Here is a 24,793-nt window from a genome sequence, read left to right on the forward strand (position 1 = left end):
TTTCGCCTCCATTCCAATAGATCTAAAAATTATAAATAAATCGATATTTATTCTTTTTAACCTTATGCACAGGCAGGCTACAGTGAGGTCATAAACAACCCAGCCAAGGAGCCGCACCATGAGCCTCAGACTCGGCGATATCGCCCCCGATTTCGAACAGGATTCCAGCGCGGGCAAGATCCGCTTCCACGAGTGGCTGGGCGACAGCTGGGGCGTGCTGTTCTCGCACCCCGCCGACTTCACCCCGGTGTGCACCACGGAACTGGGCTTCACCGCCAAGCTCAAGGACCAGTTCGCCGAGCGCGGGGTCAAGGCCATCGCGCTGTCGGTCGACCCGGTGGACTCGCACCACCGCTGGATCGAAGACATCAATGAAACCCAGAACACCCTCGTCAACTTCCCGATCCTGGCCGACGCCGACCGCAAGGTGTCGGACCTGTACGACCTGATCCACCCCAACGCCAGCGACACCCTGACGGTACGCTCCCTGTTCGTGATCGACCCGAACAAGAAGATCCGCCTGACCATCACCTACCCGGCCAGCACCGGCCGCAACTTCAACGAGATTTTGCGGGTGATCGATTCGTTGCAGCTCACCGACAACCACAAGGTCGCCACCCCGGCCAACTGGCAGGACGGTGACGAGGTGGTGATCGTGCCGTCGCTCAAGGACGAAGAGGAAATCAAGCGGCGCTTTCCGAAGGGCTACCGGGCGGTCAAGCCGTACCTGCGCCTGACCCCGCAGCCTAACCGTTGAATGTTTTGATGTAGCCACAGCAGGGCATTTCGGGGCCGTTTCGACGGCCCTTTTTTTATGTCCGCGCGGGCCTCTTGCGCCGGCAAGGCCGGCTCCTGCAGGGTTGCACTGCCCCCTGTAGGAGCCGGCCTTGCCGGCGAAGCTCTTATAGTTCCATATAGAATAAACAAATGAAAAAATATGATTTATTGGTATATATGCCGAGCTGTTATGGTCACTCCACTCCAGCGAGATCCAATCTCGCGGCCCTCTAGAACACGATCAAGGAAGTGCTCCAATGCTGGTTGTTTCTCTCGGCGGTAGTCCCAGTCTGCGTTCGCGCTCCGGCGTCCTGCTCGACCGCGCGCGGCAATGGCTGAACAGCCAGGGCGTGGAAGTGGTGAGCTTCCAGGTGCGCGATTTCCCCGCCGAAGACCTGCTGCACGCACGTTTCGACAGCCCCACGGTGCAGCACTTCCTGCAACTGGTGGCCCAGGCCGACGGCCTGGTGGTTGCCACCCCGGTATACAAGGCGTCTTTCGCCGGTGCGCTGAAGACCCTGCTCGACCTGCTGCCCGAGCGTGCGCTGGAACACAAGGTGGTTCTGCCCATCGCCACCGGTGGCAGCATCGCCCACATGCTGGCGGTGGACTACGCGCTCAAGCCGGTGCTCTCGGCGCTCAAGGCCCAGGAGACCCTGCAGGGGATCTTCGCCGACGACAGCCAGATCGCCTACGGCGAAGGCAGCGCCGCCGCCCAATTGGCGCCGGTGCTTGAGCAGCGTCTCAACGAATCGCTGGAGCTGTTTCACAGCGCCCTGGCGCGCCGCCCCAAGCCGGTGGCCCCGGGCCTGCTCAACGAACGTCTGCTCAGTGCTCGCTGGAGCATCTGAAGCGCTACACCGGCTTTACCGTCTTACCCCACCTTACTCGCCCGCCAACGGGCAAGCAGGTGCAGCCTGAACCCCCACAGCAAAAAGGAGAGCGCTATGCGCACTGTCGTTTTGCGTCGCGGTCTGGTCGCTCTGTTTGCTGCGGCTGTGTCCTTCGGCGCCATCACTCAAGCCCAGGCCGAGAGCCTGCGCATCGGTTACCAGAAGTACGGCACCCTGGTGCTGCTCAAGGCCAAGGGCTCCCTTGAAAAGCGCCTGGCTGCCCAGGGCGTGCAGGTGCAGTGGACTGAATTCCCCGGCGGCCCGCAGCTGCTCGAGGGCCTCAACGTGGGCTCCATCGACTTTGGCGTGACCGGCGAAACCCCGCCCGTGTTTGCCCAGGCCGCCGGTGCCGACCTGCTCTACGTGGCCTACGAGCCACCGGCCCCCACCAGCGAGGCGATCCTGGTGCCCAAGGGTTCTCCGATCCAGTCGGTGAAGGAACTCAAGGGCAAGAAGGTCGCCCTGAACAAGGGCTCCAACGTGCACTACCTGCTGGTGCGCGCCCTGGAAGACGCCGGCCTCAAGTACACCGACATCACGCCGGTATTCCTGCCGCCAGCCGATGCCCGCGCCGCGTTCGAGCGTGGCAGCGTCGACGCCTGGGTCATCTGGGACCCGTACCAGGCCGCCGCCGAGCAGCAGTTGCAGGCACGCACCCTGCGCGATGGCAGTGGCATCGTCGACAACCACCAGTTCTATCTGGCCACCCGGCCCTATGCGCAGCAGCACCCTGAAGTGATTGCCGCGCTGGTGGACGAGGTGCGCGCGGTGGGCGAGTGGTCCAAGGCCAACCCGCAGGAGGTCACCGACCAGGTGGCGCCACTGCTGGGCCTGCCGGCCGACATCACCCTGACCTCGGTCAAGCGCCAGGGCTACGGTGCGCATTTCCTGACCCCGGACGTGGTCACCGCCCAGCAGAAGATCGCCGACACCTTCCATACCCTGAAGCTGATTCCCAAGCCGCTGAGCATCAAGGATGTGATCTGGACGCCACCGGCCAAGGTCGCCACCGCGCCTTGACGTTCGACCGCACCGGGGCGCCGCCCCGGCTTGCGCCACCCCTTAGGAGACAACTCCAATGAGCCTCAATGTTTTCTGGTTTCTGCCAACCCACGGCGACGGTCATTACCTTGGCACCGCCGAAGGTGCTCGCGCTGTCGATCATGGTTACCTGCAACAGATCGCCCAGGCCGCCGACCGTCTGGGCTTCGGTGGCGTGCTGATCCCTACCGGCCGCTCGTGCGAAGACTCGTGGCTGGTGGCCGCGTCGCTGATTCCGGTGACCCAGCGCCTGAAGTTCCTGGTGGCCCTGCGCCCGGGAATCATCTCGCCGACCGTGGCGGCACGCCAGGCCGCGACCCTCGACCGCCTGTCCAATGGCCGTGCGCTGTTCAACCTGGTGACCGGTGGCGACCCGGAGGAGCTGTCCGGCGACGGCCTGTTCCTCAGCCACGAAGAGCGCTACCAGGCCTCGGTGGAATTCACCCGCATCTGGCGCCGCGTGCTGGAAGGCGAAACCGTCGACTACGATGGCCAGCACATCAAGGTAAAAGGCGCCAAGCTGCTCTACCCGCCGGTGCAACAGCCACGCCCGCCGCTGTACTTCGGTGGCTCGTCGGAAGCGGCGCAGGACCTCGCCGCCGAACAGGTCGAGCTGTACCTGACCTGGGGCGAGCCACCGGCCGCCGTGGCCGAGAAAATCGAACAGGTGCGCGCCAAGGCCGCCAAGCAGGGCCGTAGCGTTCGTTTCGGTATCCGCCTGCACGTGATCGTGCGCGAGACCAACGCCGAGGCCTGGCAAGCGGCCGAGCGCCTGATCTCGCACTTGGACGACGACACCATTGCCCGTGCCCAGGCCTCGCTGGCGCGCTTCGACTCGGTGGGCCAGCAACGCATGGCTGCGCTGCATGGCGGCAACCGCGACAACCTGGAGGTCAGCCCCAACCTGTGGGCCGGGGTCGGCCTGGTGCGTGGCGGTGCCGGCACCGCGCTGGTCGGCGATGGCCCGACCGTGGCCGCACGGGTCAAGGAATACGCCGACCTGGGTATCGACACCTTCATCTTCTCCGGTTACCCGCACCTGGAAGAGTCCTACCGCGTGGCCGAACTGCTGTTCCCGCACCTGGACATCCAGCGCCCCGAGGCCCCGGCCGGTGCCAACTACGTGAGCCCGTTCGGTGAGATGGTCGCCAACGACATCCTGCCCAAAGCCGCGGCCAAGGCGTGAGGATCGAAGCATGAAACGATCCTCTATTCCCTTGTCGCATCGCCTGGCGCCGTGGGCCCTGCCCGTGCTGCTGCTGGCGGTGTGGCAGCTGGCGGTCAGCGCCGGCTGGCTGTCGACACGCATCCTGCCAGCGCCGAGCGCGGTGCTCAGTGCCGGCGTAGAGTTGGTGCGCAGCGGCGAAATCTGGACCCACCTGGCCATCAGCGGCTGGCGCGCCGCGGTCGGCTTCGTGATCGGCGGCAGCATCGGCCTGGCCCTGGGCTTCATCACCGGCCTGTCGAAGTGGGGCGAACGCCTGCTCGACAGCTCGGTGCAGATGATCCGCAACGTGCCGCACCTGGCGCTGATCCCGCTGGTGATCCTGTGGTTCGGCATCGACGAGTCGGCAAAGATCTTCCTGGTGGCCCTGGGCACCCTGTTCCCGATCTACCTGAACACCTACCACGGCATCCGCAACGTCGACCCGGCGCTGGTGGAGATGGCCCGCAGCTATGGCCTGAGCGGTTTTGCGCTGTTTCGCCAGGTGATCCTGCCCGGTGCGCTGCCCTCGATCCTGGTGGGCGTGCGCTTCGCGCTGGGCTTCATGTGGCTGACCCTGATCGTGGCCGAAACCATCTCGGCCAATGCCGGCATCGGCTACCTGGCGATGAACGCCCGCGAATTTCTGCAAACCGACGTGGTGGTGCTGGCGATCGTGCTGTACGCCGTGCTCGGCAAGCTCGCCGACCTGGCCGCCCGTGGCCTGGAGCGTGTATGGCTGCGCTGGCACCCGGCCTATCAAGTCAGCAAGGGAGACGGCGCATGACCGTGCTCAAGGAACAACCGCCACGGCTGCTGCGCGGAATACCGCTGGCCGTGCACAAGCTGCAAAAGACCTTTGGCCAACGTCAGGTGCTGCGTGACATCGACTTGCACATCCCGGCGGGCCAGTTCGTTGCCATCGTCGGCCGTAGCGGCTGCGGCAAGAGCACCCTGCTGCGTCTGCTGGCCGGGCTCGACCAGCCCAGTGCCGGCGAGCTGCTGGCCGGCTCTGCGGCGCTCAGCGATGCCCGCGAGGACACCCGGCTGATGTTCCAGGAGGCGCGCCTGCTGCCCTGGAAGAAAGTCATCGAAAACGTCGGCCTGGGGCTTACCGGCAACTGGCGTGAGCGTGCGTTGCAGGCGCTGGAGGCGGTGGGCCTGGCCGACCGGGCCAACGAGTGGCCGGCGGCGTTGTCCGGTGGGCAGAAGCAGCGCGTGGCTCTGGCCCGTGCGCTGATTCACCAGCCGCGCCTGCTGCTGCTGGACGAGCCGCTGGGCGCACTGGATGCGCTGACCCGGATCGAGATGCAGCAACTGATCGAGAACCTGTGGCGCAAGCACGGCTTCACCGTGTTGCTGGTGACCCATGACGTCAGCGAAGCGGTGGCGGTGGCCGATCGGGTGATCCTGATCGAGGACGGCGAGATCGGCCTGGACCTGCTGGTCGACCTGCCGCGTCCGCGGGCACGCGGCTCGCATCGCCTGGCGGCGCTGGAAACCGAAGTGCTGAACCGTGTCCTGTCGGTGCCGGGCACCCCGCCCGAGCCTGAACCTGTAGCACCTTTGCCCACGCAGCTGCGTTGGGCCCATTGATCTTTCGTCTTTAAAAGGAAACCTGCACATGACCATCAAAGCGATCAACGTACGTAACCAGTTCAAAGGCACTGTGAAAGAAATCCTGGAAGGCCCTGTACTGTCGGAAATCGACGTGCAGACGGCATCGGGCATCGTCACCTCGGTGATCACCACCCGTTCGGTCAAGGAGCTGGAACTGGTGGTGGGCAGTGAGGTGATTGCGTTCGTGAAGTCGACTGAAGTGTCGATCGCCAAGCTCTGAAACCGCGCCGTCTGCATCGCGGGTCAAGCCCGCTCCCACAGGTGTCCCGCCGTTCTCAAGGACGGCGATTACCTTGTGGGAGCGGGCTTGACCCGCGATGAGGCCGTCAGCGTTTGGGCAGAAAGGGCGGCAGGTACAATCCCAGGTACGCATCGAACACCCGCATTCCTTCCTCCGCCATGCGCGGGGTGATCTGCCCGTGCAGCTGCACCGAGCGGGCATACACCCGGTCTCCCAGCTCCATCGCCAGGGCAAACACATCCACATCGTCCGGCAACGCCGGCAGCCGGAAGTGCTCGGCAAACAGCTTGTGCATCAGGTCGCCCAGCTCGATATCGTGCTGGCGGTCGGCCTGGGTCACTTCGCTCAGCCCATGCTGCGCCAGAATCAGCTGGCGCGCCGCCGCATCCTGGTTGTAGATGCTCAGCATGCGCTGCTCCACCAGGCGCGACAGGTCGCCCCAGTGCTGCAGGCTGCCAGGCTCGATCGGCGCCTGCAGGCAGGCGCGAAAGGCGCTGTGCACATCCGCCGTCAAGGCTTCGAGCAGCGCCGGCACACTGGCGAAGAAGTGGTACACCGACGAGGGTGGGATCTGTGCGCGTTCGGCCACTGCATAGATCGACAGGCTGGCCACGCCTTCGCTGGCCAGCAGGTCGCGTGCGGCGGCCAGGATCGAGTCGATCCGGGCCTGGCTGGCAGCGCGCGGTTTGCGGGGCGTGGCTGCACGGCTCATGTCAGTTGCTGATCGCCAGGATGCTGGCCTGGTAGGCGCCCACGAACAGGTCGAAATCGACCACGTCCTCTTCGCGCTCCAGGGTGGCCTGGGCCTCCAGCGATTCACGCGCCAGGGCCTCGAAACGCTGCTGCGCCTCGCTGCTCAGCGGCGTGCCGCGCAAGTAGTCGGCATGCGCCTGGCTCTGGCGCAGGGAGAAGCGGCTGAAGCTCTCCTTGTGCTCGGTCATGCTCGCCAGCACCTGGGCCGACGGCGTCAGCGACGGGTCGCTGACCTTGGCCGCCTGCGCGGCCAGGGCCTTGGCGTGCTCGTCGCTGGCGTGGCTGCGGTCGAGCAGTTCGGCCAGCGGGGCGATACGTTGCAGCAGCTCGTCGGCCCACTGCTTGAGCGCGACCGGCTGGCCGTCACGTTGCAGTTCCAGGCCAGGCTTGCGGCCCTGCTTGACCACGCTGAGGAAGTTGCTGGTGCACTGGCCGCACTCGCCATTGTCCAGCAGCGGGCTCTGCTCCAGTGCGCAGAACAGCAGGAAGGCGTCGAGGAAGCGCGCTTCGGTGAGGTCGATGCCGGTGGGCAGGAACGGATTGATGTCCAGGCAGCGCACTTCGATGTACTGGATGCCGCGGGCCATCAGCGCCTGGATCGGCCGCTCGCCGCTGTAGGTCACGCGCTTGGGGCGGATGTTGGAGTAGTACTCGTTTTCGATCTGCAGGATGTTGGTGTTCAGCTGCACCCACTCGCCATCCTTGTGCGTGCCGATCTCGACATACGGCGCATAGGGCGTTGCGACGGCCTTGCGCAGGCTGTCGGTGTAGCTGGCCAGGTTGTTGTAGCACGGCGTCAGGCCGGCCTGGGCGTTGCTCTGGTAACCCAGGTCGCTCATGCGCAGGCTGGTGGCGTAGGGCAGGTACAGGGTGTCGGCATCGAATTGTTCGAGCTGGTGCGCGCGGCCGCGCAGGAAGCCTGCGTCCAGCGCCGGGGAGGCGCCGAACAGGTACATCAGCAGCCAGCTGTAGCGACGGAAGTTGCGGATCAGTGCGATGTACGCCGACGACTGGTAGTCGCGGTCGTCGCCCGCCTGGCCTTCGGCCTGGCGCAGCAGCGGCCAGATCTGTTCTGGCAGCGAAAAATTGTAGTGGATGCCGGCAATGCATTGCATGGTGCGCCCGTAGCGCAGGGCCAGGCCCTTGCGGTACACGTACTTGAGCTGACCGATGTTCGAGGTGCCGTACCAGGCGATCGGGATGTCTTCCTCGGCCGGCAGCGGGCAGGGCATCGACGGGCTCCACAGGTACTCGTTACCGAGCTTGCTGTAGGCGAAGCGATGAATGTTCTCGAGGCTTTCGAGGGTCTGGGCAGGGTCGGCCAGGGCAGGGGTGATGAACTCCAGCAGCGACTCGGAATAGTCGGTGGTGATCTGCTCGTGGGTCAGGGCCGCGCCCAGGGCTTCGGGGTGCGGGGTCTGGGCCAGACGACCGTCCTCGGTCACGCGCAGGCATTCACGCTCGATGCCGTGCAGGCACTGCTTGAGCAGGGAGAGGTTGTCGCCCTGGCCGAGCAGGCTCAGGCGGCGGTTGAGAAGTTCGCTCAAGATGGATTCCTTCACGCGTCAGTCGCCCCAATATGGGGGTGGAAACGACGGTCTACAAGGGTGGACAGAGGAACTGGCGTGGTCGCCTGGTTTTCGCAGGGTTCCGGCAGTGCCCGCGCACTGCCGAAAGTACCGCACATTGGGCGTTTGCGGCTAGAGCACGGTGAAGGTGCCCTGGGCCCTGGCCATCAGTTTTTCGCCTTGCAGCACGTCGGCATCGACCACCAGGATGCGCCGCCCGGCCTGCAGCACGCGGGCCACGCACAGCACCTCGCCCTCGCTGACCGGACGCAGGTAGTTGATCTTGCATTCCACGGTGACGCTCTGCTTGTCGAAGCCATGGGCGCTGGAGCAGGCCAGGCCCATGGCGATGTCGACCAGGCTGAAGATCGCCCCGCCATGCAGCTTGCCGCCGCGGTTGCGCAGGTGCGGCTCAAGGGCCAGGGCCACCTCGGCAACGCCCTGGTCGAGGCGTTGCAGGCGACAGCCGAGCAGTTGGCTGAATGCGCTGCGCACCTGCTCTTCGGGCAGGTCGGTCACTTCTTCTTCAACTGCTTGGCGTTGGCGAACAGCGAGGCCATGGCGTTGTTGGCCGGGGCCGGGGTCTCCTTGGCGCGTGCCGGCTGCTGCTGGCGCGGTGCCGAGCCCGGGCGGCTGCCGCGGGCGCCGTCGATTTTCTCGCCCGGGGTGTCGCCCATGCGCATCGACAGGCCCACGCGTTTGCGCGGAATGTCCACTTCCATGACCTTGACCTTGACCACGTCGCCGGCCTTGACCGCTTCACGCGGGTCCTTGATGAACTTCTCCGACAGCGCCGAGATGTGTACCAGGCCGTCCTGGTGCACGCCGATGTCGACGAAGGCGCCGAAGTTGGTCACGTTGGTGACCACGCCTTCGAGGATCATGCCCAGTTGCAGGTCCTTGAGGTCTTCGACGCCTTCCTGGAACTCGGCGGTCTTGAACTCGGGGCGCGGGTCGCGGCCGGGCTTGTCCAGCTCTTGCAGGATGTCGGTGACGGTCGGCAGGCCGAAGGTTTCGTCGGTGAATTTTTTCGGGTCCAGGCGCTTGAGAAAGCCGCTGTCGCCGATCAGCGAGCGGATGTCGCGGTCGGTGTCGGCGGCGATGCGCTGTACCAGCGGGTAGGCTTCAGGGTGCACCGCCGAGGCGTCCAGCGGGTTGTCGCCGTTCATCACGCGCAAGAAGCCTGCGGCCTGCTCGAAGGTCTTCTCGCCCAGGCGGCTGACCTTTTTCAGCGCGGCGCGGGTCTTGAAGGCACCGTTGGCATCGCGGTGTGCCACGATGTTCTGCGCCAGGGTGCTGTTGAGGCCCGAGATGCGTGCCAGCAGCGCCACCGAGGCGGTGTTGACGTCCACGCCCACGGCGTTCACGCAGTCCTCGACCACCGCATCCAGGCCACGGGCCAGCTTGAGTTGCGACACGTCGTGCTGGTACTGGCCCACACCGATGGATTTTGGGTCGATCTTGACCAGTTCGGCCAGCGGGTCCTGCAGGCGACGGGCAATCGACACCGCGCCGCGGATCGACACGTCCAGGTCGGGGAATTCCTTGGCCGCCAGCTCGGAGGCCGAGTACACCGAGGCGCCGGCTTCGGAGACCATGATCTTGGTCATCTTCAAGGCTGGGTATTTCTTGATCAGCTCGGCGGCCAGCTTGTCGGTTTCACGGCTGGCGGTGCCGTTGCCGATGGCGATCAGCTCGACCTTGTGCCTGGCGCACAGGGCGGCGAGCACGGCGATGGTCTGGTCCCACTGGTTCTTGGGTACGTGCGGGTACACCGTGGCGGTGTCGAGCAGTTTGCCGGTGGCATCCACCACCGCCACCTTGCAGCCGGTGCGCAGGCCCGGGTCCAGGCCCAGGGTGGTGCGCGGGCCGGCCGGGGCGGCCAGCAGCAGGTCATGCAGGTTGTGGGCGAACACGTTGATCGCCTCGCTCTCGGCGTTGTCGCGCAGCTCGCCGAACAGGTCGGTTTCCAGGTGCGTGTAGAGCTTGACCTTCCAGGTCCAGCGCACCACTTCGCCCAGCCACTTGTCGGCTGGGCGGTTCTGGTTTTTCACGCCGAAGTGCTCGCCGATCATCATTTCGCAGGGGTGCAGGGTGCCGGGCAGCTCTTCGCCGACCTTGAGGCTGGCCGACAGCACGCCTTCGTTGCGCCCGCGGAAGATCGCCAGGGCGCGGTGCGAGGGCGCGCTCTTGAGCGGCTCGTCGTGCTCGAAGTAGTCACGAAACTTTGCCCCTTCCTCTTCCTTGCCGGCCACCAGGCGAGCGCTGAGCACCGATTCCTGCTTGAGGAAGTTGCGCAGCTTGGCCAGCAGGCTGGCGTCTTCGGCGAAGCGCTCCATGAGGATGTACTTGGCGCCTTCGAGGGCCGCCTTGACGTCGGCCACGCCTTTTTCGGCGTCGACGAAGCGCGCCGCTTCGGTTTCCGGGTTCAGCTGCGGGTCGTTGAACAGGCCGTCGGCCAGCTCGCCCAGGCCGGCTTCCAGGGCGATCTGGCCCTTGGTGCGGCGCTTCTGCTTGTACGGCAGGTAAAGGTCTTCGAGGCGGGTCTTGGTGTCGGCCAGCTTGATCTCGCGGGCCAGCTCCGGGGTCAGCTTGCCCTGCTCCTCGATGCTGGCCAGGATGCTGGCGCGGCGGTCGTCGAGTTCGCGCAGGTAGCGCAGGCGCTCTTCCAGGTTGCGCAGTTGGGTGTCGTCCAGGCTGCCGGTCACTTCTTTACGGTAACGGGCGATAAAGGGCACCGTGGAGCCTTCATCAAGTAGAGCCACGGCCGCTTCGACCTGTTGCGGGCGGACACCGAGTTCCTCGGCGATGCGGCTGTTGATGCTGTCCATAAAACCACCTGACAATTCGTGAATGCAAAGGCCGCAGGCCGGCGCCACGGGGCGCGCTCGAGCAGGGCGACGCTGGATCAAAGCGGCGCATTATACCCAGCGATCCGGGCTTGCGGGGATCGCGGCGCGCCAGCCTGTCGGGGCATGCCGCTGGCGACTTGGGAAAAATCTGCTAACAATGCACACGGCACGCTCAAATGGCGCCTAAGCCATAATGCCCGCCGAGATTAAAGGAGCTACCCATGAGCAGCACTGCACAACCCGCCGAAGGCGAGAAAATCCTCATCGTCGATGACGACCCGGGCCTGAGCAGCCTGCTGGAGCGTTTCTTCACCAGCAAGGGCTACCGTGCCCGTGCCGTACCCAACACCGAACAGATGGACCGCCTGCTGGCGCGTGAAGTGTTCAACCTGATCGTGCTCGACCTGATGCTCCCCGGCGAAGACGGCCTGACCGCCTGCAAGCGCCTGCGCGGGGCAAACAACCAGGTGCCGATCATCATGCTCACCGCCAAGGGTGACGAACTCAGCCGCATCAAGGGCCTGGAACTGGGCGCCGACGACTACCTGGCCAAGCCGTTCAACCCCGACGAACTGATGGCGCGGGTCAAGGCCGTGCTGCGTCGTCAGGCCCCGGTGGTACCGGGCGCACCAGGCAGCGAGGACGAAACCGTCACCTTCGGCGACTACGCGCTGTCGCTGGCCACCCGCGAACTCAAGCGCGGCGACGAAGTGCACATGCTCACCACCGGCGAATTCGCGGTGCTCAAGGCGCTGGTGATGCATGCCCGCGAGCCGCTGACCCGCGACAAGCTGATGAACCTGGCGCGCGGTCGTGAGTGGGACGCCCTGGAGCGCTCCATCGATGTGCAGATCTCGCGTTTGCGCCGCATGATCGAACCCGACCCTTCCAAGCCACGCTATATCCAGACCGTCTGGGGTGTGGGCTATGTCTTCGTGCCGGATGGCAATGCCGGCAAGTGAAGCCTTGTACAGGAGCAGGTCAGCATAGGCAGGGCGCCCCTCGGGTTGCCCTGTTTTTGCCTGTGCCGAAATCCGCAACGCCTGCGAGCCGCGCTCGCTCCTGCCAACCGTGTAGCCGTCGCCCATGAAAACGCCATTGTGGTTCCCCCAAAGCTTCTTCGCCCGCACGCTGTGGCTGGTGCTGGCCGTGGTGCTGTTCTCCAAGGCACTGACGCTGGTGTACCTGCTGATGAACGAGGACGTGCTGGTGGACCGCCAGTACAGCCACGGCGTCGCACTGACGCTGCGCGCCTACTGGGCGGCCGATGAGGAAAACCGCGAGAAGATTGCCGAAGCCGCCGGCTTGAGGCGGGTGGTCGGCACCGGTGTGCCCGAGGGTGAGCAGCACTGGCCCTACAGCGAGATCTACCAGCGCCAGATGCAGGCCGAGCTGGGCGAGGACACCGAGGTGCGCCTGCGCATACATGCGCCGCCGGCGCTGTGGGTACAGGCCCCGAGCCTGGGCGATGGCTGGCTGAAGGTGCCGCTGTACCCGCACCCGTTGCGCGGCCAGAAGATCTGGAACGTGCTGGGCTGGTTCCTGGCCATCGGTCTGTTGTCCACGGCTTCGGCCTGGATCTTCGTGCGCCAGCTCAACCAGCCGCTCAAGCGCCTGGTGTTCGCCGCCCGGCAACTGGGCCAGGGGCGCAGCGTGCGCCTGCCGATCAGCGACACGCCCAGCGAGATGACCGAGGTCTACCGGGCCTTCAACCAGATGGCAGAGGATGTCGAGCAGGCGGGGCGCGAGCGTGAGCTGATGCTGGCCGGGGTGTCCCATGACCTGCGCACGCCGCTGACGCGCCTGCGCCTGTCGCTGTCGCTGCTGGCCAACGAAAGCGACCTGACCGATGACATGGTGCGCGACATCGAGGACATGGACGCGATTCTCGACCAGTTCCTGGCGTTCATCCGCGATGGCCGCGACGAGCCGGTCGAGGAGGTGGACCTCAGCGACCTGGTACGCGAGGTGGTCGCGCCGTTCAACCAGCCCGAAGAGCAGGTGCGGCTGTGCCTGGAGCCGATCCCGCCGTTTCCGCTGCGCCGGGTATCGATCAAGCGCCTGCTCAACAACCTGATCGGCAATGCGCTGCATCACGCCGGGCAGGGCGTGGAAGTGGCGGCCTATGTCTCGGGTGACACCAGCGCGCCCTACGTGGTGCTGAGCGTGCTCGACCGCGGCGCCGGCATCGATCCGGGTGAGCTGGAGGCGATCTTCAATCCGTTCATTCGCGGTGATCGCGCCCGCAGCGGCAAGGGCACCGGCCTGGGCCTGGCTATCGTCAAGCGCATCGCCGCCCAGCACGGCGGCAATGTGGAGCTGCGCAACCGTTCCGGTGGCGGCATCGAGGCGCGGGTACGCTTGCCCCTGGGCCTGCTGCTGCCACGCGACGCGGTCTAGGGACGCAAGGGCTCAGCCCTTGCCCTTGGTGCGGGTCAGGTTCGGCCCGCCGTTCTTCTCCAGGTGTTCGATGATCATCCCGGCCACGTCCTTGCCGGTGGTGACCTCTATGCCTTCCAGGCCCGGCGAGGAGTTGACCTCCATCACCAGCGGGCCGTGATTGGAGCGCAGGATATCCACGCCGGCCACGCTCAGGCCCATGACCTTGGCAGCGCGGATGGCGGTCATGCGCTCTTCCGGGGTGACCTTGATCAGGCTGGCGGTGCCGCCCCGGTGCAGGTTGGAGCGGAACTCGCCGGGCTTGGCCTGGCGCTTCATCGAGGCGATCACCTTGTCGCCCACCACAAAGCAGCGAATGTCGGCGCCACCGGCCTCCTTGATGTACTCCTGCACCATGATGTTCTGCTTCAGACCCATGAAGGCCTCGATCACCGACTCGGCCGCCTTGGTGGTTTCGCACAGCACCACGCCGATGCCCTGGGTGCCCTCGAGCACCTTGATCACCAGGGGGGCGCCGTTGACCATCTGGATCAGGTCGGGAATGTCGTCGGGCGAATGGGCAAAGCCGGTGACCGGCAGGCCGATGCCACGGCGCGACAGCAGTTGCAGCGAGCGCAGCTTGTCCCGCGAGCGGGCGATGGCCACCGATTCGTTGAGCGGGAACACGCCCATCATCTCGAACTGGCGCAGCACCGCGCAGCCATAGAACGTCACTGACGCGCCGATGCGCGGGATGACGGCGTCGAACCCTTCCAGCGGCTTGCCGCGATAGTGGATCTGCGGCTTGTGGCTGGCGATGTTCATGTAGGCGCGCAGGGTATCGATCACAACCATTTCATGGCCTCGTTGCGTACCGGCTTCGACCAGACGACGAGTGGAATACAGACGCGGGTTCCGCGACAGCACAGCGATCTTCATGCAACACCTGTGGAGGGGGTAATGGTGGCCGGAGAGGCCGGCTTGTCCTGTACGTATTTGAGGCCCGGGTTGACCACCAGCTGGCCGTGTACCAGGGCCTTGGAGCCGAGCAGCAGGCGATAGCGCATGGCCTTGCGGCAGGCCAGGGTGAACTCCACTTCCCACACCCGGTCGCCGAGCGCCAGGGGCGTGCGGATCACGTAGCGGGTTTGGGCATGGCCATTGGAGCTCTTGATGGTCTTCATCGTCACCAGCGGCGCTTCGCAGCGCCGGTGACGCAGTTGTACCACCGAACCCAGGTGCGCGTTGAAGCGGACCCAGGTTTCACCATCGCGTTCGAAGGTTTCCACTTCGGTGGCGTGCAGGCTGGAGGTGCTGGCGCCGGTATCGATCTTGGCGCGCAGGCCTGCCACGCCGAGGTCGGGCAAGGCCACCCACTCGCGCAGGCCGATCACGCTCAAATGGTCAAATGTCTTCAAGATGCACAACCTGGGTAAAAGTCGGTGAACTGTAAGCACGCCGCGTATTTTTTGCATCCGCCAGTTACGGTAGTACAGTTCCATGAAACAAATGAATCGGGGAAATGCCATGGCACAAAAGCCGGAAGAGGACGACAAGGTTCGCCTGGACAAATGGTTGTGGGCGGCGCGCTTCTACAAGACCCGCGCCCTGGCCAAGGCGGCGATCGAGAGCGGCAAGGTGCATTGTCGGGGCGAGCGTTGCAAGCCGGGCAAGGAGCCGCGGGTGGGTGACGAGTTCGTGCTGCGTACCGGTTTCGACGAGCGTACCGTGGTGGTCACGGCGCTGTCGGTGGTGCGCCGCGGCGCACCCGAGGCACAGGCGCTGTACGAGGAGACCGCACAGAGCCTGGCACGCCGCGAGCAGGCCGCGGCGCTGCGCAAGGCCGGCGCCCTTGGGGTAAGCACCGACGGGCGGCCCACCAAGAAGCAGCGCCGCCAGCTACATCAGTTGCACGACAGCGCCGGTTAGCCCCGCGCGCCGATCACGCTCAGGCGGCCGAGCAGCGGCAGCCGTGCCAGCCAACCGAACAAGGGCGCGGTGGCACGCACCAGGCCGGCGCTGGTCCGGGCAGCAAACGGCGTATAGTAACTCCAGCCCAGCGCCAGGATGGCCATGCCCAGGCCGCCGATATAGTCGTCCTGGCCCCAGTGGGCACCCGCCACCAGGCGTGGCAGCATGAACAGCACCGCCAGTGCCCAGATCAGCACATGCTGCATCAGGCGGCGGCTGAACAGGCTCATGAACAGTGCCCACAGCAGCAGCACCGAGGCGTGGTCGCCGGGGAAGCTCTGGCTGGAACGGTCCTTGAGCTCCCAGCGCGCTTCGAGCGCCGGGTAGTAGTCGCTGAGCATGATGGCGTCACTGAACACCATCGACGGGCTATGGTGCTGCCAGCCCATCAGGCGTACCAGCTTGGAGAAAAGGGCGCGGATCACCACCAGCACCAGCAGGGTCACCAGGAAGCCGAAAAAAGCCCGGCGCACCTCGACGGCCTTGAATACCCAGTCGCCGCGAATCAGCAGCATCAGCATGATGAGCCCGACCACGATGTCGAACGGGCGCAGGCTGCCCAGGGTCCAGATGCTGCGCCACAGGGTGTTGTCGGCCAGTGGGCGATTGAGGGCGTGGAACAGCCATTCGTCGAGCGCCATGCAAAGGGCCTGGCCAACGGGCCATAACCAGAAACACAGTAGTGCAACGGGAATCAACGTAGCCAGACACAGGGGGCCCCAAGCCCACCTGGCTTGGAACAGGGGTGGATTGTCCATAAACTACCTCTTTTACAGCGCTATCGTTCGCACCATTCTGGTGCTCTAAACGGGGCTTTATAGGCCCTTGAAATTATTTTGTCATCTTTCAGAAAGCCAGAAACCATGTCCGATTTGCCAGATACCGACTTCACCCAACGCTTCATCTTCGACGAGCGCGACGTACGCGGCGAACTGGTTTCGCTCGAGCGCAGCTACGCCGAAGTCCTGGCCAAGCACCCCTACCCGCAGCCGGTGGCGCAACTGCTCGGTGAGCTGATGGCCGCGGCGGCGCTGCTGGTGGGCGCGCTCAAGTTCGACGGCCTGCTGATCCTGCAGGCACGCTCCGAAGGGCCGATCCCGCTGCTGATGATCGAGTGCTCCAGCGAGCGCGACATCCGTGGCCTGGCGCGCTACCACGCCGAGCAGATCGCCCCCGATGCCACCCTGGGCGACCTGATGCCCGATGGCCAGCTGGCGCTGACCATCGACCCGGCGCAGGGCCAGCGCTACCAGGGCATTGTCGACCTGGATGGCGAGAACCTCTCGGAGTGCTTCACCAACTACTTCGTGATGTCCCAGCAGGTGGGCACGCGCTTCTGGCTCAACGCCGATGGCCAGCGCGCCCGCGGCCTGCTGCTGCAGCAGTTGCCGGCCGACCGCCAGAAGGACGAGGACGACCGCGAAGACAGCTGGAAGCACGTCACGGCCCTGGCCAATACGCTGAAGGCCGAAGAGCAACTGGGCCTGGACAACGAGACCGTGCTGCACCGTCTGTACCACGAAGATGCCGTGCGCCTGTTCGATATCCAGCCGCTGCAGTTCCGCTGCAGCTGCTCGCGTGAGCGCTCGGGCAACGCGCTGGTCAGCCTCGGCCAGGACGATGCCCTGGCCCTGGCGGCCGAGCATGGCGGGGCAATCGAAATCGACTGCCAGTTCTGCAACCAGCGCTACCTGTTCGATGAAACCGAAATCGCACAATTGTTCGCCGGCGGGGGTGTTGACGCACCGTCAGATACTCGTCACTAAAACGTTTAAGCTCAGGTAAATCTCCTGTCGAACGCCGGAAACACGCCGTTCTGACAGGAGGGCCCTACTTTTTTTGGGCGTTTCTGGCATAATCCCGCCACTTTTTTCGCTGTAGTAGTTTTAAAAGCTCTACTACAAAACGTTCGGAGCACTCGGCCGCAGGCCGGATGGGGAATCTCATGACGCAAGCCAACAACACCGTGTACACCGACCTGAGCGTCGATGAACTGGTAAAAGAAGCGCTGAACCGCGGTGAAGGCGAGCTGGCCGATACGGGCGCGCTGGTCGTGAAAACTGGTCACCGTACCGGTCGTTCGCCGGTCGACCGTTTCATCGTCGACGAGCCGTCCACCTCGTCTGCCATCGCCTGGGGCCCGATCAACCGCAAGTTCCCGGCCGACAAGTTCGATGCCCTGTGGGACCGCGTCGAGGCGTTCAACAACGCCCAGGATCATTTCGTTTCCCACGTGCACGTAGGTGCGGCCGCCGAGCACTACCTGCCGGTACGCATGACCACCCAGACTGCCTGGCAGAACCTGTTCGGCCGTTGCCTGTTCATCAACCCGGCGCAGTACAACCCGGCCGGTCGTGATGAGTGGCAAGTGCTCAATGTCGCCAACTTCGAATGCGTGCCCGAGCGTGACGGCACCAACTCCGACGGTTGCGTGATCCTCAACTTCGCCCAGAAGAAGGTACTGATCGCTGGCATGCGTTACGCAGGCGAGATGAAGAAAGCCATGTTCTCGGTGCAGAACTTCCTGCTGCCGGCTGCCGACGTGCTGCCGATGCACTGCGCCGCCAACATCGGCGAAGCAGGCGACGTGACCCTGTTCTTCGGCCTGTCGGGCACCGGCAAGACCACCCTGTCGGCCGACGAAAGCCGTTACCTGATCGGTGACGACGAGCACGGCTGGGGCGAGGGCGTGGTGTTCAACATCGAAGGCGGTTGCTATGCCAAGTGCATCGACCTGTCGGAGAAGAACGAGCCGGTCATCTGGAAAGCCATCAAGCATGGTGCCGTGCTGGAAAACGTCGTCATCGACGACGCCAAGCACGCTGACTACTCCGATGTCAGCCTGACCCAGAACAGCCGTGCGGCCTACCCGCTCGAGCACGTTGCCAAGCGTTCCGAGAAGAACCTGGGTGGCGAGCCCAACGCAGTGATCTTCCTGACCTGCGACCTGACCGGCGTACTGCCACCGGTATCGATCCTCAGCGAAGAGCAGGCGGCCTACCACTTCCTGTCCGGTTACACCGCGCTGGTGGGCTCCACCGAAATGGGTTCGGGCAGCGGCATCAAGTCGACCTTCTCCACCTGCTTCGGCGCGCCGTTCTTCCCGCGTCCGGCTGGCGAATACGCTGAACTGCTGATCAAGCGTATCCGTGGTTTCGGTTCCAAGGTGTACCTGGTCAACACCGGCTGGACCGGTGGTGGCTACGGTGTGGGCAAGCGCTTCAACATCCCGACCACCCGTGCGGTGATCGCGGCCATCCAGAGCGGCGCACTGGTCGGTGCTGAAACCGAGCACCTGGACATCATCAACCTGGACGTGCCGAAACTGGTACCGGGTGTTGAAACCGTACTGCTCAACCCGCGCAACACCTGGGCTGACAGCGCTGCCTACGACGAAGCGGCCAAGGGCCTGGCTTCGCTGTTCATCGAGAACTTCAAGAAGTTCGACGTTTCCGACGCCATCAAGGCAGCGGGTCCGCAACTGTAAGTTGCTGCTCGCCAGCTGAGAAAAAGCCGCCCGAATGGGCGGCTTTTTCGTTTGGGCTGTGATTCAGGCCAATGCGGCCAGAACATGTTCCGGGTCATTGTGAATCGCACGCAGCAGTGCCCGTGCTGGCCCTTCTGGAGCACGGCGTCCTTGCTCCCAATTGCGCAACGTACCCAGCGGTACATCGATACACTGCGCAAATTTTTCCTGGGTAAGCCCGGTTGCCTCGCGTATGGCCCTGACCCGCATGGCGTCTACCTGGAACTCGCGTGAAGGTTTGCGCTCCCCACGATCGATTTCAGCCATCTCGGTCATGCTGTCAACGAGACGACCGAAAAGATTCCTGTCCATCATTTCCACCCTTGGTTGAGGCTTCGAAGTACGGCTTTCTGTTTTTTAGTCAATGTATCGTGGATGCCTTTGCGGTAGATAAGCAGCAAACGGATCTGGCTGGCTGACACGGCGTAGTAATAGATCACTCGAACCCCGCCGCTTTTTCCTTTGCCTTTTGCTGCCCATCGAATTTTTCGCAGCCCGCCGGTATCTTCGATCAGGTCACCTGCTTCAGGGTGCTCGGCAAGATATACCTGAAGCGACAGGTACTCGTGATCGTCGAGATGGCTTGAAACGTCGCTGGTAAATACGCTTGTTTCGATGAAGAGCATGCCAACCTTTGTACGCCATTGGCGTAGTTAGAGTCTATGCCTTGCGCAGTAGCGGCGCAACCGCATGGATGTTTCGAGTAGGCGCCCATGCTATTCAGCCCTGCTACGGTTTACTGTCACCGTGCTTCTGAATTCGTTGTGGAATGCTTCCCGCCCCCTTCACTGCATACAGGTCATTCATGTCTGCCACACCCGAACGCCACCACTACCCCCACGTCCACCCCCTGCCGACCCGCTGGCAGGACAACGACGTCAACGGCCACATCGCCAGCGCCACGGTCTACGCCTTCTTCGACAGCGCCGTGCAGGCCTACCTGATCGAGCATGCCGGGCTCGACCCGCAGGATGGCGAGGTGGTGGGGTTCGTGGTCAGTTCGGGGTGCGACTTCTTCGCCTCGGCCGCCTTCCCCGAATGCCTGGAAGTCGGCCTGCGCGCGGCGCGGGTGGCCGGCAGTTCGGTGGAGTACCAACTGGCCCTGTTCAAGGTCGGTGAAGCTCAGCCCTGCGCCGCCGGGCGCATGGTGCAGGTGTTCGTCGAGCGTGCCACCGGCCAGCCCGCCAGCCTGCCGACGGCCCTGCAAGGCGCCCTGGTAGCCCTGCAAGGCTGAAACCCGGCGCGGTCAGTCGTTGATGCGGATGATGCCTTCGCGCACCGCAAACAGCACCAGGCCCGGTATGTCGTGTATCTGCAGGCGGTGCATGATCTGCGAGCGGTGCGCCTCCACCGTCTTCACGCTCAGGCCCAGGCCATCGGCAATCGAGCGGGTCGACTCGCCTCGTGCAATCAGGCGCAGGATCTCCAGCTGGCGGGTGGTCAGTTGCATGGTGCTGCTGCCGGCATGGCGCTTGCGGCTGTGCTTGACCGCCTGCCCGATCACCAGCGGCAACACCGCCGACGACAGGTACTGGCCGCCGTTCTTCAACGCCTGCAACGCCAGCTCCAGTTCCAGCACGGTGGCAGTCTTGAGCAGAAAGCCGTGGGCACCCTGCTGCAGGCACTTCATCACGAACTCCAGCTCCGAGCGCGCCGACAGCATCAGCACCATGCTTGCCGGCACGCGCAGGCACAGCTCGCGCAGGATCTCTTCGCTCTCCAGTGCATCCAGCGCCATGTCCAGCATGATGATGTCGGGCTTGAGCTGTTCGGCGAGCTCGACGGCGCTCACGCCGTCACCGGTTTCACCCACCACTGCGTAATCTTGTTTTTGTTCGAGCAGCGCGCGCAGCCCCGCTCTGAACAGGGGCGACTCGTCTGCAAGGAGTATTCGGCAAAGCATAGGTAGGCCTGTGTCGCAAGGTAAGGGGCGGTGTATGGCTCAGCTGGCACGTGGGTTGTCGCTGAACTGGGCGATCAGCGCCGGCAACCGTGTCAGCGGTTCCACCGCCTGGGCCGCACCCAGCCGTATGGCTTCCTTGGGCATGCCGAACACGATGCAACTGGCCTCGTCCTGTGCCACGGTGGCGGCGCCTTGCTCACGCATGCTCAGCAGGCCTCGGGCACCGTCATCGCCCATCCCGGTCATGATGATGCCAAGGGCATTGCCCCCGGCATGCCGGGCGGCGGAGCGAAACAGGACATCGACCGAGGGTTTGTGCCGATTGACGGCGGGACCGTCGAGCACCTCCACCAGGTAGTGCGCACCACTGCGTTTGAGCTGCATGTGCAGGCCCCCCGGGGCCAGCAGTGCCAGGCCGCTGTGGACACGGTCCAGATGCCTGGCCTCGCGCACCTCGATCTGACAGAGGCTGTTCAGGCGCCTGGCGAAGTCGGCAGTGAACCTGGCCGGCATGTGCTGCACGATCACGATGCCCGGGCAATCGCGCGGCAGCTGACGCAGGATGAACTCCAGCGCCTGGGTGCCGCCGGTCGAGCAGCCAAGTGTAACGATTCGCTCGGTGGTTTTGCTTGGGGTTGCAGGCAGTGCACTGGTTTTTTCTTTCGCCTGCGACAGAGGTAACAATACCGGGCGGGTGCGGGCCGCTTCCTCGATGCTGCGGATCAGCCCGCTGGCGAGGTTTTCCAGGCTCTGGCGCAGGCCCAGCCGGGCCTTGGTGAACACGCCGACCGCCCCGGCGGCCAGGGCCTGGAGATTGAGGTCGGTGCCGGCTTCGGTGAGGGTCGAGCAGATGATGGTCGGCGTGGGGCGCTCGGCCATGATCTGGCGCAGAAAGGTCAGGCCGTCCATGCGCGGCATCTCGATGTCCAGCACCAGCACATCGGGCCAGTCCCGGCGCATCTTCTCGATGGCATACAGCGGGTCGGCGGCCATGCCGATCACGCGGATGCGCGGGTGGTCGTTCAGGCACTGGTTGAGCACCTGGCGCACCAGCGCCGAGTCGTCGACGATGAACACCCGCACCGGCGCCGCCGCACGCTCGGTCATACGCGCTCGAACACCGAGGGGTGCACCAGCCTGAGCGGCAGCTCGAAGCCGTGGATGCTTTCGGCGTGCCCGATGAACAGCAGCCCGCCGGGGCGCAGCTGGTTGACCAGGCGCTGCACGATCAGCTGTTTCTGCGGGGTGTCGAAGTAGATCAGGATGTTGCGCAGGAATATCACGTCGAACGGCCCCAGGCCTTCGGGCAGCGGCTGCACCAGGTTGATCTCGCGCAGGCTCACCCGCGCTCGCAGGTGCGCCTGCACGCGCAGGCGCCCGTGCATGTCGCCGACCCCGCACAAGCAGTGGCGCTGCATCCAGCTATCGGGAAAGTAGCGCGCCTGGGCGATGTCGTAGATGCCTTGCTCGGCCAGCGTCAGCATGCTCTGGCTGAGGTCGCTGGCCAGGATCGACCAATCGCTGCCGGTGGCGTGCTCGGCCACGGTCATGGCCAGGCTGTAGGGCTCCTCGCCCGACGAGCAGGCCGCGCTCCACAGCCGCAGCGGCCCCTTGCGCCGGCCCAGCCACTGGCCAAGGAATTCGAAGTGCGGGAACTCGCGAAAGAAGTAGGTCTCGTTGGTGGTCAGCAGGTCGATCACCAGGCGCCGCTCGCGGCTGTGGGTCGGGCGCTCGATCAGGTGCAGGTAGTCGCGGTAGTTGTCCAGGTGGTAGTGACGCAGGCGTTTCATCAGGCGCCCGGCCACCAGCGAGCGCTTGTTGCTGGCCAGGTGGATGCCCGAGGCGCTGCTCATCAGCGTCTGCAGGCGGCTGAACTCCTGTTCGCCCAGCACCGGCAGTTTGAAGGTCGAGGGCATTCAGGAGCCCTTCGCCGCCTGGCTGAGGTAGCGGATATCTTCCAGCGACAGCACCTGGGGCATGTTCAGGATGATCAAAAAGCCCTGCTCCTGCTGGGCCATGCCGGCAATGAAGTCGGCACGGATGCCGGTGCCGAACGGTGGCGCCGGCACCACCCCGTGCGGGTCGATGTCGAGTACCGCGTCCACCGCATCCACAACCAGGCCGATGCGCTGCACACCGTCCTCGAGGGGCAGGGCGATGATCACGATGCAGGTGCGCTTGCCGGCCTCGGTCAGTTCCATGCCGAAGCGTGCTGCCAGGTCCAGTACCGGCACCACGTTGCCGCGCAGGTTGAGCACGCCGTGAATGTAGGCGGGCATCATCGGCACGCGGGTGATCTCGGCGTACTCGATGATCTCGCGCACCAGTTCGATGGGCAGTGCATAGCCGGCCTCGCGCACGCGAAAGGTCAGGTGCTGGACACTGGTGGGCAGGTGCGGCGCGGGCGCCGCAGACTCTAGGGTGTGCATGGGTACGCCTCGGTCAAGTGAAGCTGACGAACTGGCCTTCATCGATCAGCGCCTTGTGGGTGGGCTTGTAGGCGCCGACTTGCGGTTCGCCCACCCGGGGCAGGGCACGCGCAGTGCTGCCGGCCTCGAAGCGGAAGAAGCCGATCAGCTCCTGCAACTGGCCGGCCTGGGCGTTCATCTCTTCGGCGGTGGCGGCCAGCTCTTCGGAAGCCGAGGCGTTCTGCTGGGTGATCTGGTTCATCTGGCCCATGGCGATGTTGATCTGCCCGGCGGCGCTGCTCTGCTCCTGCGAGGCGGCGGTGATTTCCTGCACCAGGTCCGAGGTCTTCTGGATGTTGGGCACGATCTCGCTGAGCAGGCTGCCGGCCTGTTCGGCCAGTTGCACGCTGCTGGAGGCCACCTGGCCGATTTCCTGCGCCGCCACCTGGCTGCGTTCGGCCAGCTTGCGCACCTCGGCGGCCACCACGGCAAAGCCCTTGCCGTGATCGCCGGCACGGGCGGCCTCGATGGCGGCGTTGAGCGCCAGCAGGTTGGTCTGGTAGGCAATGTCGTCGATGATGCCGATCTTCTCGGCGATCTGCTTCATCGCCAGCACCGTGTCGCCCACTGCGCCGCCGCCCTGCACCGCGTCGTTGGCCGCCTTGCCGGCGATGCCGTCGGTGACCTTGGCGCTTTCGGTGTTCTGCGCGATCGAGGCCGACATCTGCTCGACCGAAGCGCTGGTCTGCTCGACGCTGGCGGCTTGCTCGTTGGCCGCCTGGCTCAGCGATTGCGAGGTCGAACTGACCTGTTCGGAGGCCGACGACAGCGCATCGGCGGCGCTGCGTACATCGCCCAGGATGCTGCGCAGGCGCAGGGTCATGTTCTGCATAGAGCCCAGTAACTGCCCGGTCTCGTCCTTGTGGGTCACTACCAGGTCCTGGCTCAGATCGCCGGCGGCCATGCGGTCGGCGGCCTGCACTGCGCCTGCCAGCGGCCGGGTGATGCTGCGGGTGACCAGCACGCCGATCAGCATGCCGATCAGGGTTGCGGCGGCGACCAGGGCGATCATCTGCACCCGCGAGCGTTCGTAGATGACGCTGATCTCGGCGTTCGCCTCGCCGGCGCGCGCCTGCTTGGCAGCGCTGGCCTCACCCAGCAACTGGTCGACCACGTTGGCCGCCGCGACGTTCTGCGGCATCAGCGCCAGCGCTTCGGAAGCAATCTGCAGGTCGCCCGACTGCTGGTGCACCCCCAGCAACTGGTTGGCCACGCTGATGTAGGCCTGCAGCGGCGCGTCGATTCTTTCCACCTGGGCGCGGCCTTCCTTGGTGATGAAGTGCTCGCGCGCCTTGATCAGCAGTTCGCGGGTCTTTTCCATCGCCGCACGGGCGGTGGCGGCCGACTGGTCGCGCTCCTGGGCGGTGGTGGAGAGCAGGCTCTGGCGCACGGCGCGGTTGGCCATCAGCAGCTGGATGTTGGCTTGCTGCAAGGTGCTCAGGCCGGCCACGTCCAGCTCGTACATGCGGTCCGACAGGCCGTTGACCTGCTCCAGGTTGCGCAGGCCGATGACTCCGATGAGCGCGGTCAGCGCCACCACCAGCAGAAAGCCCAGGGTCAGGCGCACGCCTATCTTCATATTGCTGATCAACTGCAT

Annotated in this window: 27 protein-coding genes; 13 read left to right on the forward strand and 14 right to left on the reverse strand. The window is 64.8% G+C overall.

Annotated features, from left to right (window positions below; translation table 11 throughout):
* The first annotated feature begins 118 nt into the window (after positions 1-118).
* The 7 genes from FW760_RS13710 (at position 119) to FW760_RS13740 (ending at position 5,755) form a co-directional block, all read left to right on the forward strand.
* On the forward strand, positions 119-757 hold the full coding sequence (locus FW760_RS13710) for a peroxiredoxin (protein WP_054915909.1): 639 nt from the start codon (positions 119-121) through the stop codon (positions 755-757).
* A gap of 277 nt (positions 758-1,034) precedes the next feature.
* A complete protein-coding gene (gene ssuE, locus FW760_RS13715; RefSeq protein ID WP_043861611.1) occupies positions 1,035-1,628 on the forward strand; it encodes an NADPH-dependent FMN reductase in 594 nt (197 codons plus the stop codon).
* A gap of 96 nt (positions 1,629-1,724) precedes the next feature.
* Positions 1,725-2,690 (forward strand): sulfonate ABC transporter substrate-binding protein, encoded by a 966-nt coding sequence (locus FW760_RS13720; protein WP_054915910.1) that lies wholly within the window; start codon positions 1,725-1,727, stop codon positions 2,688-2,690.
* Positions 2,691-2,748: 58 nt separating this feature from the next.
* On the forward strand, positions 2,749-3,897 hold the full coding sequence (gene ssuD, locus FW760_RS13725) for an FMNH2-dependent alkanesulfonate monooxygenase (protein WP_043861613.1): 1,149 nt from the start codon (positions 2,749-2,751) through the stop codon (positions 3,895-3,897).
* Between the two features lie 10 nt (positions 3,898-3,907).
* A complete protein-coding gene (gene ssuC, locus FW760_RS13730; protein ID WP_043861614.1) occupies positions 3,908-4,702 on the forward strand; it encodes an aliphatic sulfonate ABC transporter permease SsuC in 795 nt (264 codons plus the stop codon).
* The gene (ssuB, locus tag FW760_RS13735) at positions 4,699-5,511 is read left to right on the forward strand and encodes an aliphatic sulfonates ABC transporter ATP-binding protein (protein ID WP_446443824.1); all 813 of its coding nucleotides are present in this window, start codon (positions 4,699-4,701) and stop codon (positions 5,509-5,511) included. Before ssuC ends, ssuB begins: the two co-directional genes overlap by 4 nt.
* 28 nt (positions 5,512-5,539) lie before the next feature.
* Entirely contained in the window at positions 5,540-5,755 is a 216-nt protein-coding gene (locus tag FW760_RS13740) for a TOBE domain-containing protein (protein WP_043861616.1), read from the forward strand.
* A gap of 106 nt (positions 5,756-5,861) precedes the next feature.
* On the opposite strand, the gene FW760_RS13745 is transcribed toward FW760_RS13740, so the two are convergent.
* The 4 genes from FW760_RS13745 to FW760_RS13760 all read right to left on the reverse strand — a co-directional run bounded on the left by FW760_RS13745 (position 5,862) and on the right by FW760_RS13760 (position 10,928).
* Complete coding sequence (locus tag FW760_RS13745; protein WP_043861617.1) at positions 5,862-6,488, reverse strand: TetR/AcrR family transcriptional regulator; 627 nt, start codon at positions 6,486-6,488, stop codon at positions 5,862-5,864.
* A gap of 1 nt (position 6,489) precedes the next feature.
* Positions 6,490-8,076: a glutamate--cysteine ligase gene (gshA, locus tag FW760_RS13750; protein WP_043861618.1), complete on the reverse strand. Its 1,587-nt coding sequence runs from the start codon at positions 8,074-8,076 to the stop codon at positions 6,490-6,492.
* Between the two features lie 153 nt (positions 8,077-8,229).
* Positions 8,230-8,616 (reverse strand): PaaI family thioesterase, encoded by a 387-nt coding sequence (locus FW760_RS13755; RefSeq protein ID WP_052504261.1) that lies wholly within the window; start codon positions 8,614-8,616, stop codon positions 8,230-8,232.
* Positions 8,613-10,928, reverse strand: a complete 2,316-nt coding sequence (locus tag FW760_RS13760) for a Tex family protein (protein ID WP_058541685.1) — start codon at positions 10,926-10,928, stop codon at positions 8,613-8,615. The genes FW760_RS13755 and FW760_RS13760 overlap by 4 nt, the downstream gene beginning before the upstream one ends.
* 242 nt (positions 10,929-11,170) lie before the next feature.
* On the opposite strand from FW760_RS13760, the gene ompR reads away from it, so the two are divergent.
* Both ompR and FW760_RS13770 read left to right on the forward strand, forming a co-directional pair.
* Positions 11,171-11,911, forward strand: a complete 741-nt coding sequence (gene ompR, locus FW760_RS13765) for an osmolarity response regulator transcription factor OmpR (RefSeq protein WP_043861620.1) — start codon at positions 11,171-11,173, stop codon at positions 11,909-11,911.
* 124 nt (positions 11,912-12,035) lie between these two features.
* Complete coding sequence (locus tag FW760_RS13770) at positions 12,036-13,349, forward strand: ATP-binding protein (protein ID WP_116052486.1); 1,314 nt, start codon at positions 12,036-12,038, stop codon at positions 13,347-13,349.
* A 12-nt stretch (positions 13,350-13,361) separates the two neighbouring features.
* Here the strand turns inward: FW760_RS13770 and rimK are convergent, their stop codons facing one another.
* Both rimK and rimB read right to left on the reverse strand, forming a co-directional pair.
* Positions 13,362-14,267: a 30S ribosomal protein S6--L-glutamate ligase gene (gene rimK / locus FW760_RS13775; RefSeq protein ID WP_043861622.1), complete on the reverse strand. Its 906-nt coding sequence runs from the start codon at positions 14,265-14,267 to the stop codon at positions 13,362-13,364.
* Positions 14,264-14,746 carry a retropepsin-like aspartic endopeptidase RimB gene (rimB, locus tag FW760_RS13780; protein WP_054915912.1) on the reverse strand — a complete coding sequence of 161 codons (483 nt, stop codon included), beginning with the start codon at positions 14,744-14,746 and terminating at the stop codon, positions 14,264-14,266. Before rimB ends, rimK begins: the two co-directional genes overlap by 4 nt.
* A 109-nt stretch (positions 14,747-14,855) precedes the next feature.
* On the opposite strand from rimB, the gene FW760_RS13785 reads away from it, so the two are divergent.
* Entirely contained in the window at positions 14,856-15,257 is a 402-nt protein-coding gene (locus tag FW760_RS13785; RefSeq protein WP_043861624.1) for an RNA-binding S4 domain-containing protein, read from the forward strand.
* Here the strand turns inward: FW760_RS13785 and FW760_RS13790 are convergent.
* Positions 15,254-16,057: a phosphatase PAP2 family protein gene (locus FW760_RS13790; protein ID WP_058541684.1), complete on the reverse strand. Its 804-nt coding sequence runs from the start codon at positions 16,055-16,057 to the stop codon at positions 15,254-15,256. The two genes, FW760_RS13785 and FW760_RS13790, sit on opposite strands and share 4 nt — an antisense overlap.
* A 105-nt stretch (positions 16,058-16,162) precedes the next feature.
* Between FW760_RS13790 and hslO the strand changes: the two genes are divergently transcribed.
* Positions 16,163-17,065 (forward strand): Hsp33 family molecular chaperone HslO, encoded by a 903-nt coding sequence (hslO, locus tag FW760_RS13795; RefSeq protein ID WP_043861626.1) that lies wholly within the window; start codon positions 16,163-16,165, stop codon positions 17,063-17,065.
* Between the two features lie 179 nt (positions 17,066-17,244).
* On the forward strand, positions 17,245-18,786 hold the full coding sequence (locus FW760_RS13800) for a phosphoenolpyruvate carboxykinase (protein WP_043861627.1): 1,542 nt from the start codon (positions 17,245-17,247) through the stop codon (positions 18,784-18,786).
* 63 nt (positions 18,787-18,849) lie between these two features.
* Here the strand turns inward: FW760_RS13800 and FW760_RS13805 are convergent, their stop codons facing one another.
* Positions 18,850-19,137 carry a helix-turn-helix domain-containing protein gene (locus tag FW760_RS13805; protein WP_043861671.1) on the reverse strand — a complete coding sequence of 96 codons (288 nt, stop codon included), beginning with the start codon at positions 19,135-19,137 and terminating at the stop codon, positions 18,850-18,852.
* Entirely contained in the window at positions 19,137-19,451 is a 315-nt protein-coding gene (locus FW760_RS13810; protein ID WP_043861628.1) for a hypothetical protein, read from the reverse strand. Before FW760_RS13810 ends, FW760_RS13805 begins: the two co-directional genes overlap by 1 nt.
* Positions 19,452-19,630: 179 nt before the next feature.
* On the opposite strand from FW760_RS13810, the gene FW760_RS13815 reads away from it, so the two are divergent.
* Positions 19,631-20,059 carry an acyl-CoA thioesterase gene (locus FW760_RS13815; protein ID WP_088514113.1) on the forward strand — a complete coding sequence of 143 codons (429 nt, stop codon included), beginning with the start codon at positions 19,631-19,633 and terminating at the stop codon, positions 20,057-20,059.
* Between the two features lie 12 nt (positions 20,060-20,071).
* Here FW760_RS13815 and FW760_RS13820 read toward each other — a convergent pair whose 3' ends face one another.
* Genes FW760_RS13820 through FW760_RS13840 form a run of 5 tightly spaced genes read right to left on the reverse strand, consistent with a single transcriptional unit; the run spans position 20,072 to position 24,793 of the window.
* Entirely contained in the window at positions 20,072-20,728 is a 657-nt protein-coding gene (locus FW760_RS13820) for a response regulator (protein WP_043861630.1), read from the reverse strand.
* 39 nt (positions 20,729-20,767) lie between these two features.
* Positions 20,768-21,835 (reverse strand): protein-glutamate methylesterase/protein-glutamine glutaminase, encoded by a 1,068-nt coding sequence (locus tag FW760_RS13825; RefSeq protein ID WP_054915916.1) that lies wholly within the window; start codon positions 21,833-21,835, stop codon positions 20,768-20,770.
* Positions 21,832-22,644, reverse strand: a complete 813-nt coding sequence (locus FW760_RS13830) for a CheR family methyltransferase (protein WP_116052487.1) — start codon at positions 22,642-22,644, stop codon at positions 21,832-21,834. Before FW760_RS13830 ends, FW760_RS13825 begins: the two co-directional genes overlap by 4 nt.
* Entirely contained in the window at positions 22,645-23,157 is a 513-nt protein-coding gene (locus tag FW760_RS13835) for a chemotaxis protein CheW (protein WP_043861633.1), read from the reverse strand. It lies immediately after the preceding gene.
* 13 nt (positions 23,158-23,170) lie between these two features.
* Positions 23,171-24,793 (reverse strand): methyl-accepting chemotaxis protein, encoded by a 1,623-nt coding sequence (locus FW760_RS13840; RefSeq protein ID WP_043861634.1) that lies wholly within the window; start codon positions 24,791-24,793, stop codon positions 23,171-23,173.

This window comes from Pseudomonas sp. 1176_21, assembly GCF_052850635.1.

What these genes read in the sequence shown, in the direction of transcription:
- FW760_RS13710 (WP_054915909.1), top strand. Translation starts at nt 119, where the DNA reads ATGAGCCTCAGACTCGGCGATATCGCCCCCGATTTCGAACAGGATTCC.
- ssuE (WP_043861611.1), top strand. Translation starts at nt 1,035, where the DNA reads ATGCTGGTTGTTTCTCTCGGCGGTAGTCCCAGTCTGCGTTCGCGCTCC.
- FW760_RS13720 (WP_054915910.1), top strand. Translation starts at nt 1,725, where the DNA reads ATGCGCACTGTCGTTTTGCGTCGCGGTCTGGTCGCTCTGTTTGCTGCG.
- ssuD (WP_043861613.1), top strand. Translation starts at nt 2,749, where the DNA reads ATGAGCCTCAATGTTTTCTGGTTTCTGCCAACCCACGGCGACGGTCAT.
- ssuC (WP_043861614.1), top strand. Translation starts at nt 3,908, where the DNA reads ATGAAACGATCCTCTATTCCCTTGTCGCATCGCCTGGCGCCGTGGGCC.
- ssuB (WP_446443824.1), top strand. Translation starts at nt 4,699, where the DNA reads ATGACCGTGCTCAAGGAACAACCGCCACGGCTGCTGCGCGGAATACCG.
- FW760_RS13740 (WP_043861616.1), top strand. Translation starts at nt 5,540, where the DNA reads ATGACCATCAAAGCGATCAACGTACGTAACCAGTTCAAAGGCACTGTG.
- FW760_RS13745 (WP_043861617.1), bottom strand. Translation starts at nt 6,488, where the DNA reads ATGAGCCGTGCAGCCACGCCCCGCAAACCGCGCGCTGCCAGCCAGGCC.
- FW760_RS13760 (WP_058541685.1), bottom strand. Translation starts at nt 10,928, where the DNA reads ATGGACAGCATCAACAGCCGCATCGCCGAGGAACTCGGTGTCCGCCCG.
- ompR (WP_043861620.1), top strand. Translation starts at nt 11,171, where the DNA reads ATGAGCAGCACTGCACAACCCGCCGAAGGCGAGAAAATCCTCATCGTC.
- FW760_RS13770 (WP_116052486.1), top strand. Translation starts at nt 12,036, where the DNA reads ATGAAAACGCCATTGTGGTTCCCCCAAAGCTTCTTCGCCCGCACGCTG.
- rimK (WP_043861622.1), bottom strand. Translation starts at nt 14,267, where the DNA reads ATGAAGATCGCTGTGCTGTCGCGGAACCCGCGTCTGTATTCCACTCGT.
- FW760_RS13785 (WP_043861624.1), top strand. Translation starts at nt 14,856, where the DNA reads ATGGCACAAAAGCCGGAAGAGGACGACAAGGTTCGCCTGGACAAATGG.
- FW760_RS13790 (WP_058541684.1), bottom strand. Translation starts at nt 16,057, where the DNA reads ATGGACAATCCACCCCTGTTCCAAGCCAGGTGGGCTTGGGGCCCCCTG.
- hslO (WP_043861626.1), top strand. Translation starts at nt 16,163, where the DNA reads ATGTCCGATTTGCCAGATACCGACTTCACCCAACGCTTCATCTTCGAC.
- FW760_RS13800 (WP_043861627.1), top strand. Translation starts at nt 17,245, where the DNA reads ATGACGCAAGCCAACAACACCGTGTACACCGACCTGAGCGTCGATGAA.
- FW760_RS13805 (WP_043861671.1), bottom strand. Translation starts at nt 19,137, where the DNA reads ATGGACAGGAATCTTTTCGGTCGTCTCGTTGACAGCATGACCGAGATG.
- FW760_RS13810 (WP_043861628.1), bottom strand. Translation starts at nt 19,451, where the DNA reads ATGCTCTTCATCGAAACAAGCGTATTTACCAGCGACGTTTCAAGCCAT.
- FW760_RS13815 (WP_088514113.1), top strand. Translation starts at nt 19,631, where the DNA reads ATGTCTGCCACACCCGAACGCCACCACTACCCCCACGTCCACCCCCTG.
- FW760_RS13820 (WP_043861630.1), bottom strand. Translation starts at nt 20,728, where the DNA reads ATGCTTTGCCGAATACTCCTTGCAGACGAGTCGCCCCTGTTCAGAGCG.
- FW760_RS13825 (WP_054915916.1), bottom strand. Translation starts at nt 21,835, where the DNA reads ATGACCGAGCGTGCGGCGGCGCCGGTGCGGGTGTTCATCGTCGACGAC.
- FW760_RS13830 (WP_116052487.1), bottom strand. Translation starts at nt 22,644, where the DNA reads ATGCCCTCGACCTTCAAACTGCCGGTGCTGGGCGAACAGGAGTTCAGC.
- FW760_RS13835 (WP_043861633.1), bottom strand. Translation starts at nt 23,157, where the DNA reads ATGCACACCCTAGAGTCTGCGGCGCCCGCGCCGCACCTGCCCACCAGT.
- FW760_RS13840 (WP_043861634.1), bottom strand. Translation starts at nt 24,793, where the DNA reads ATGCAGTTGATCAGCAATATGAAGATAGGCGTGCGCCTGACCCTGGGC.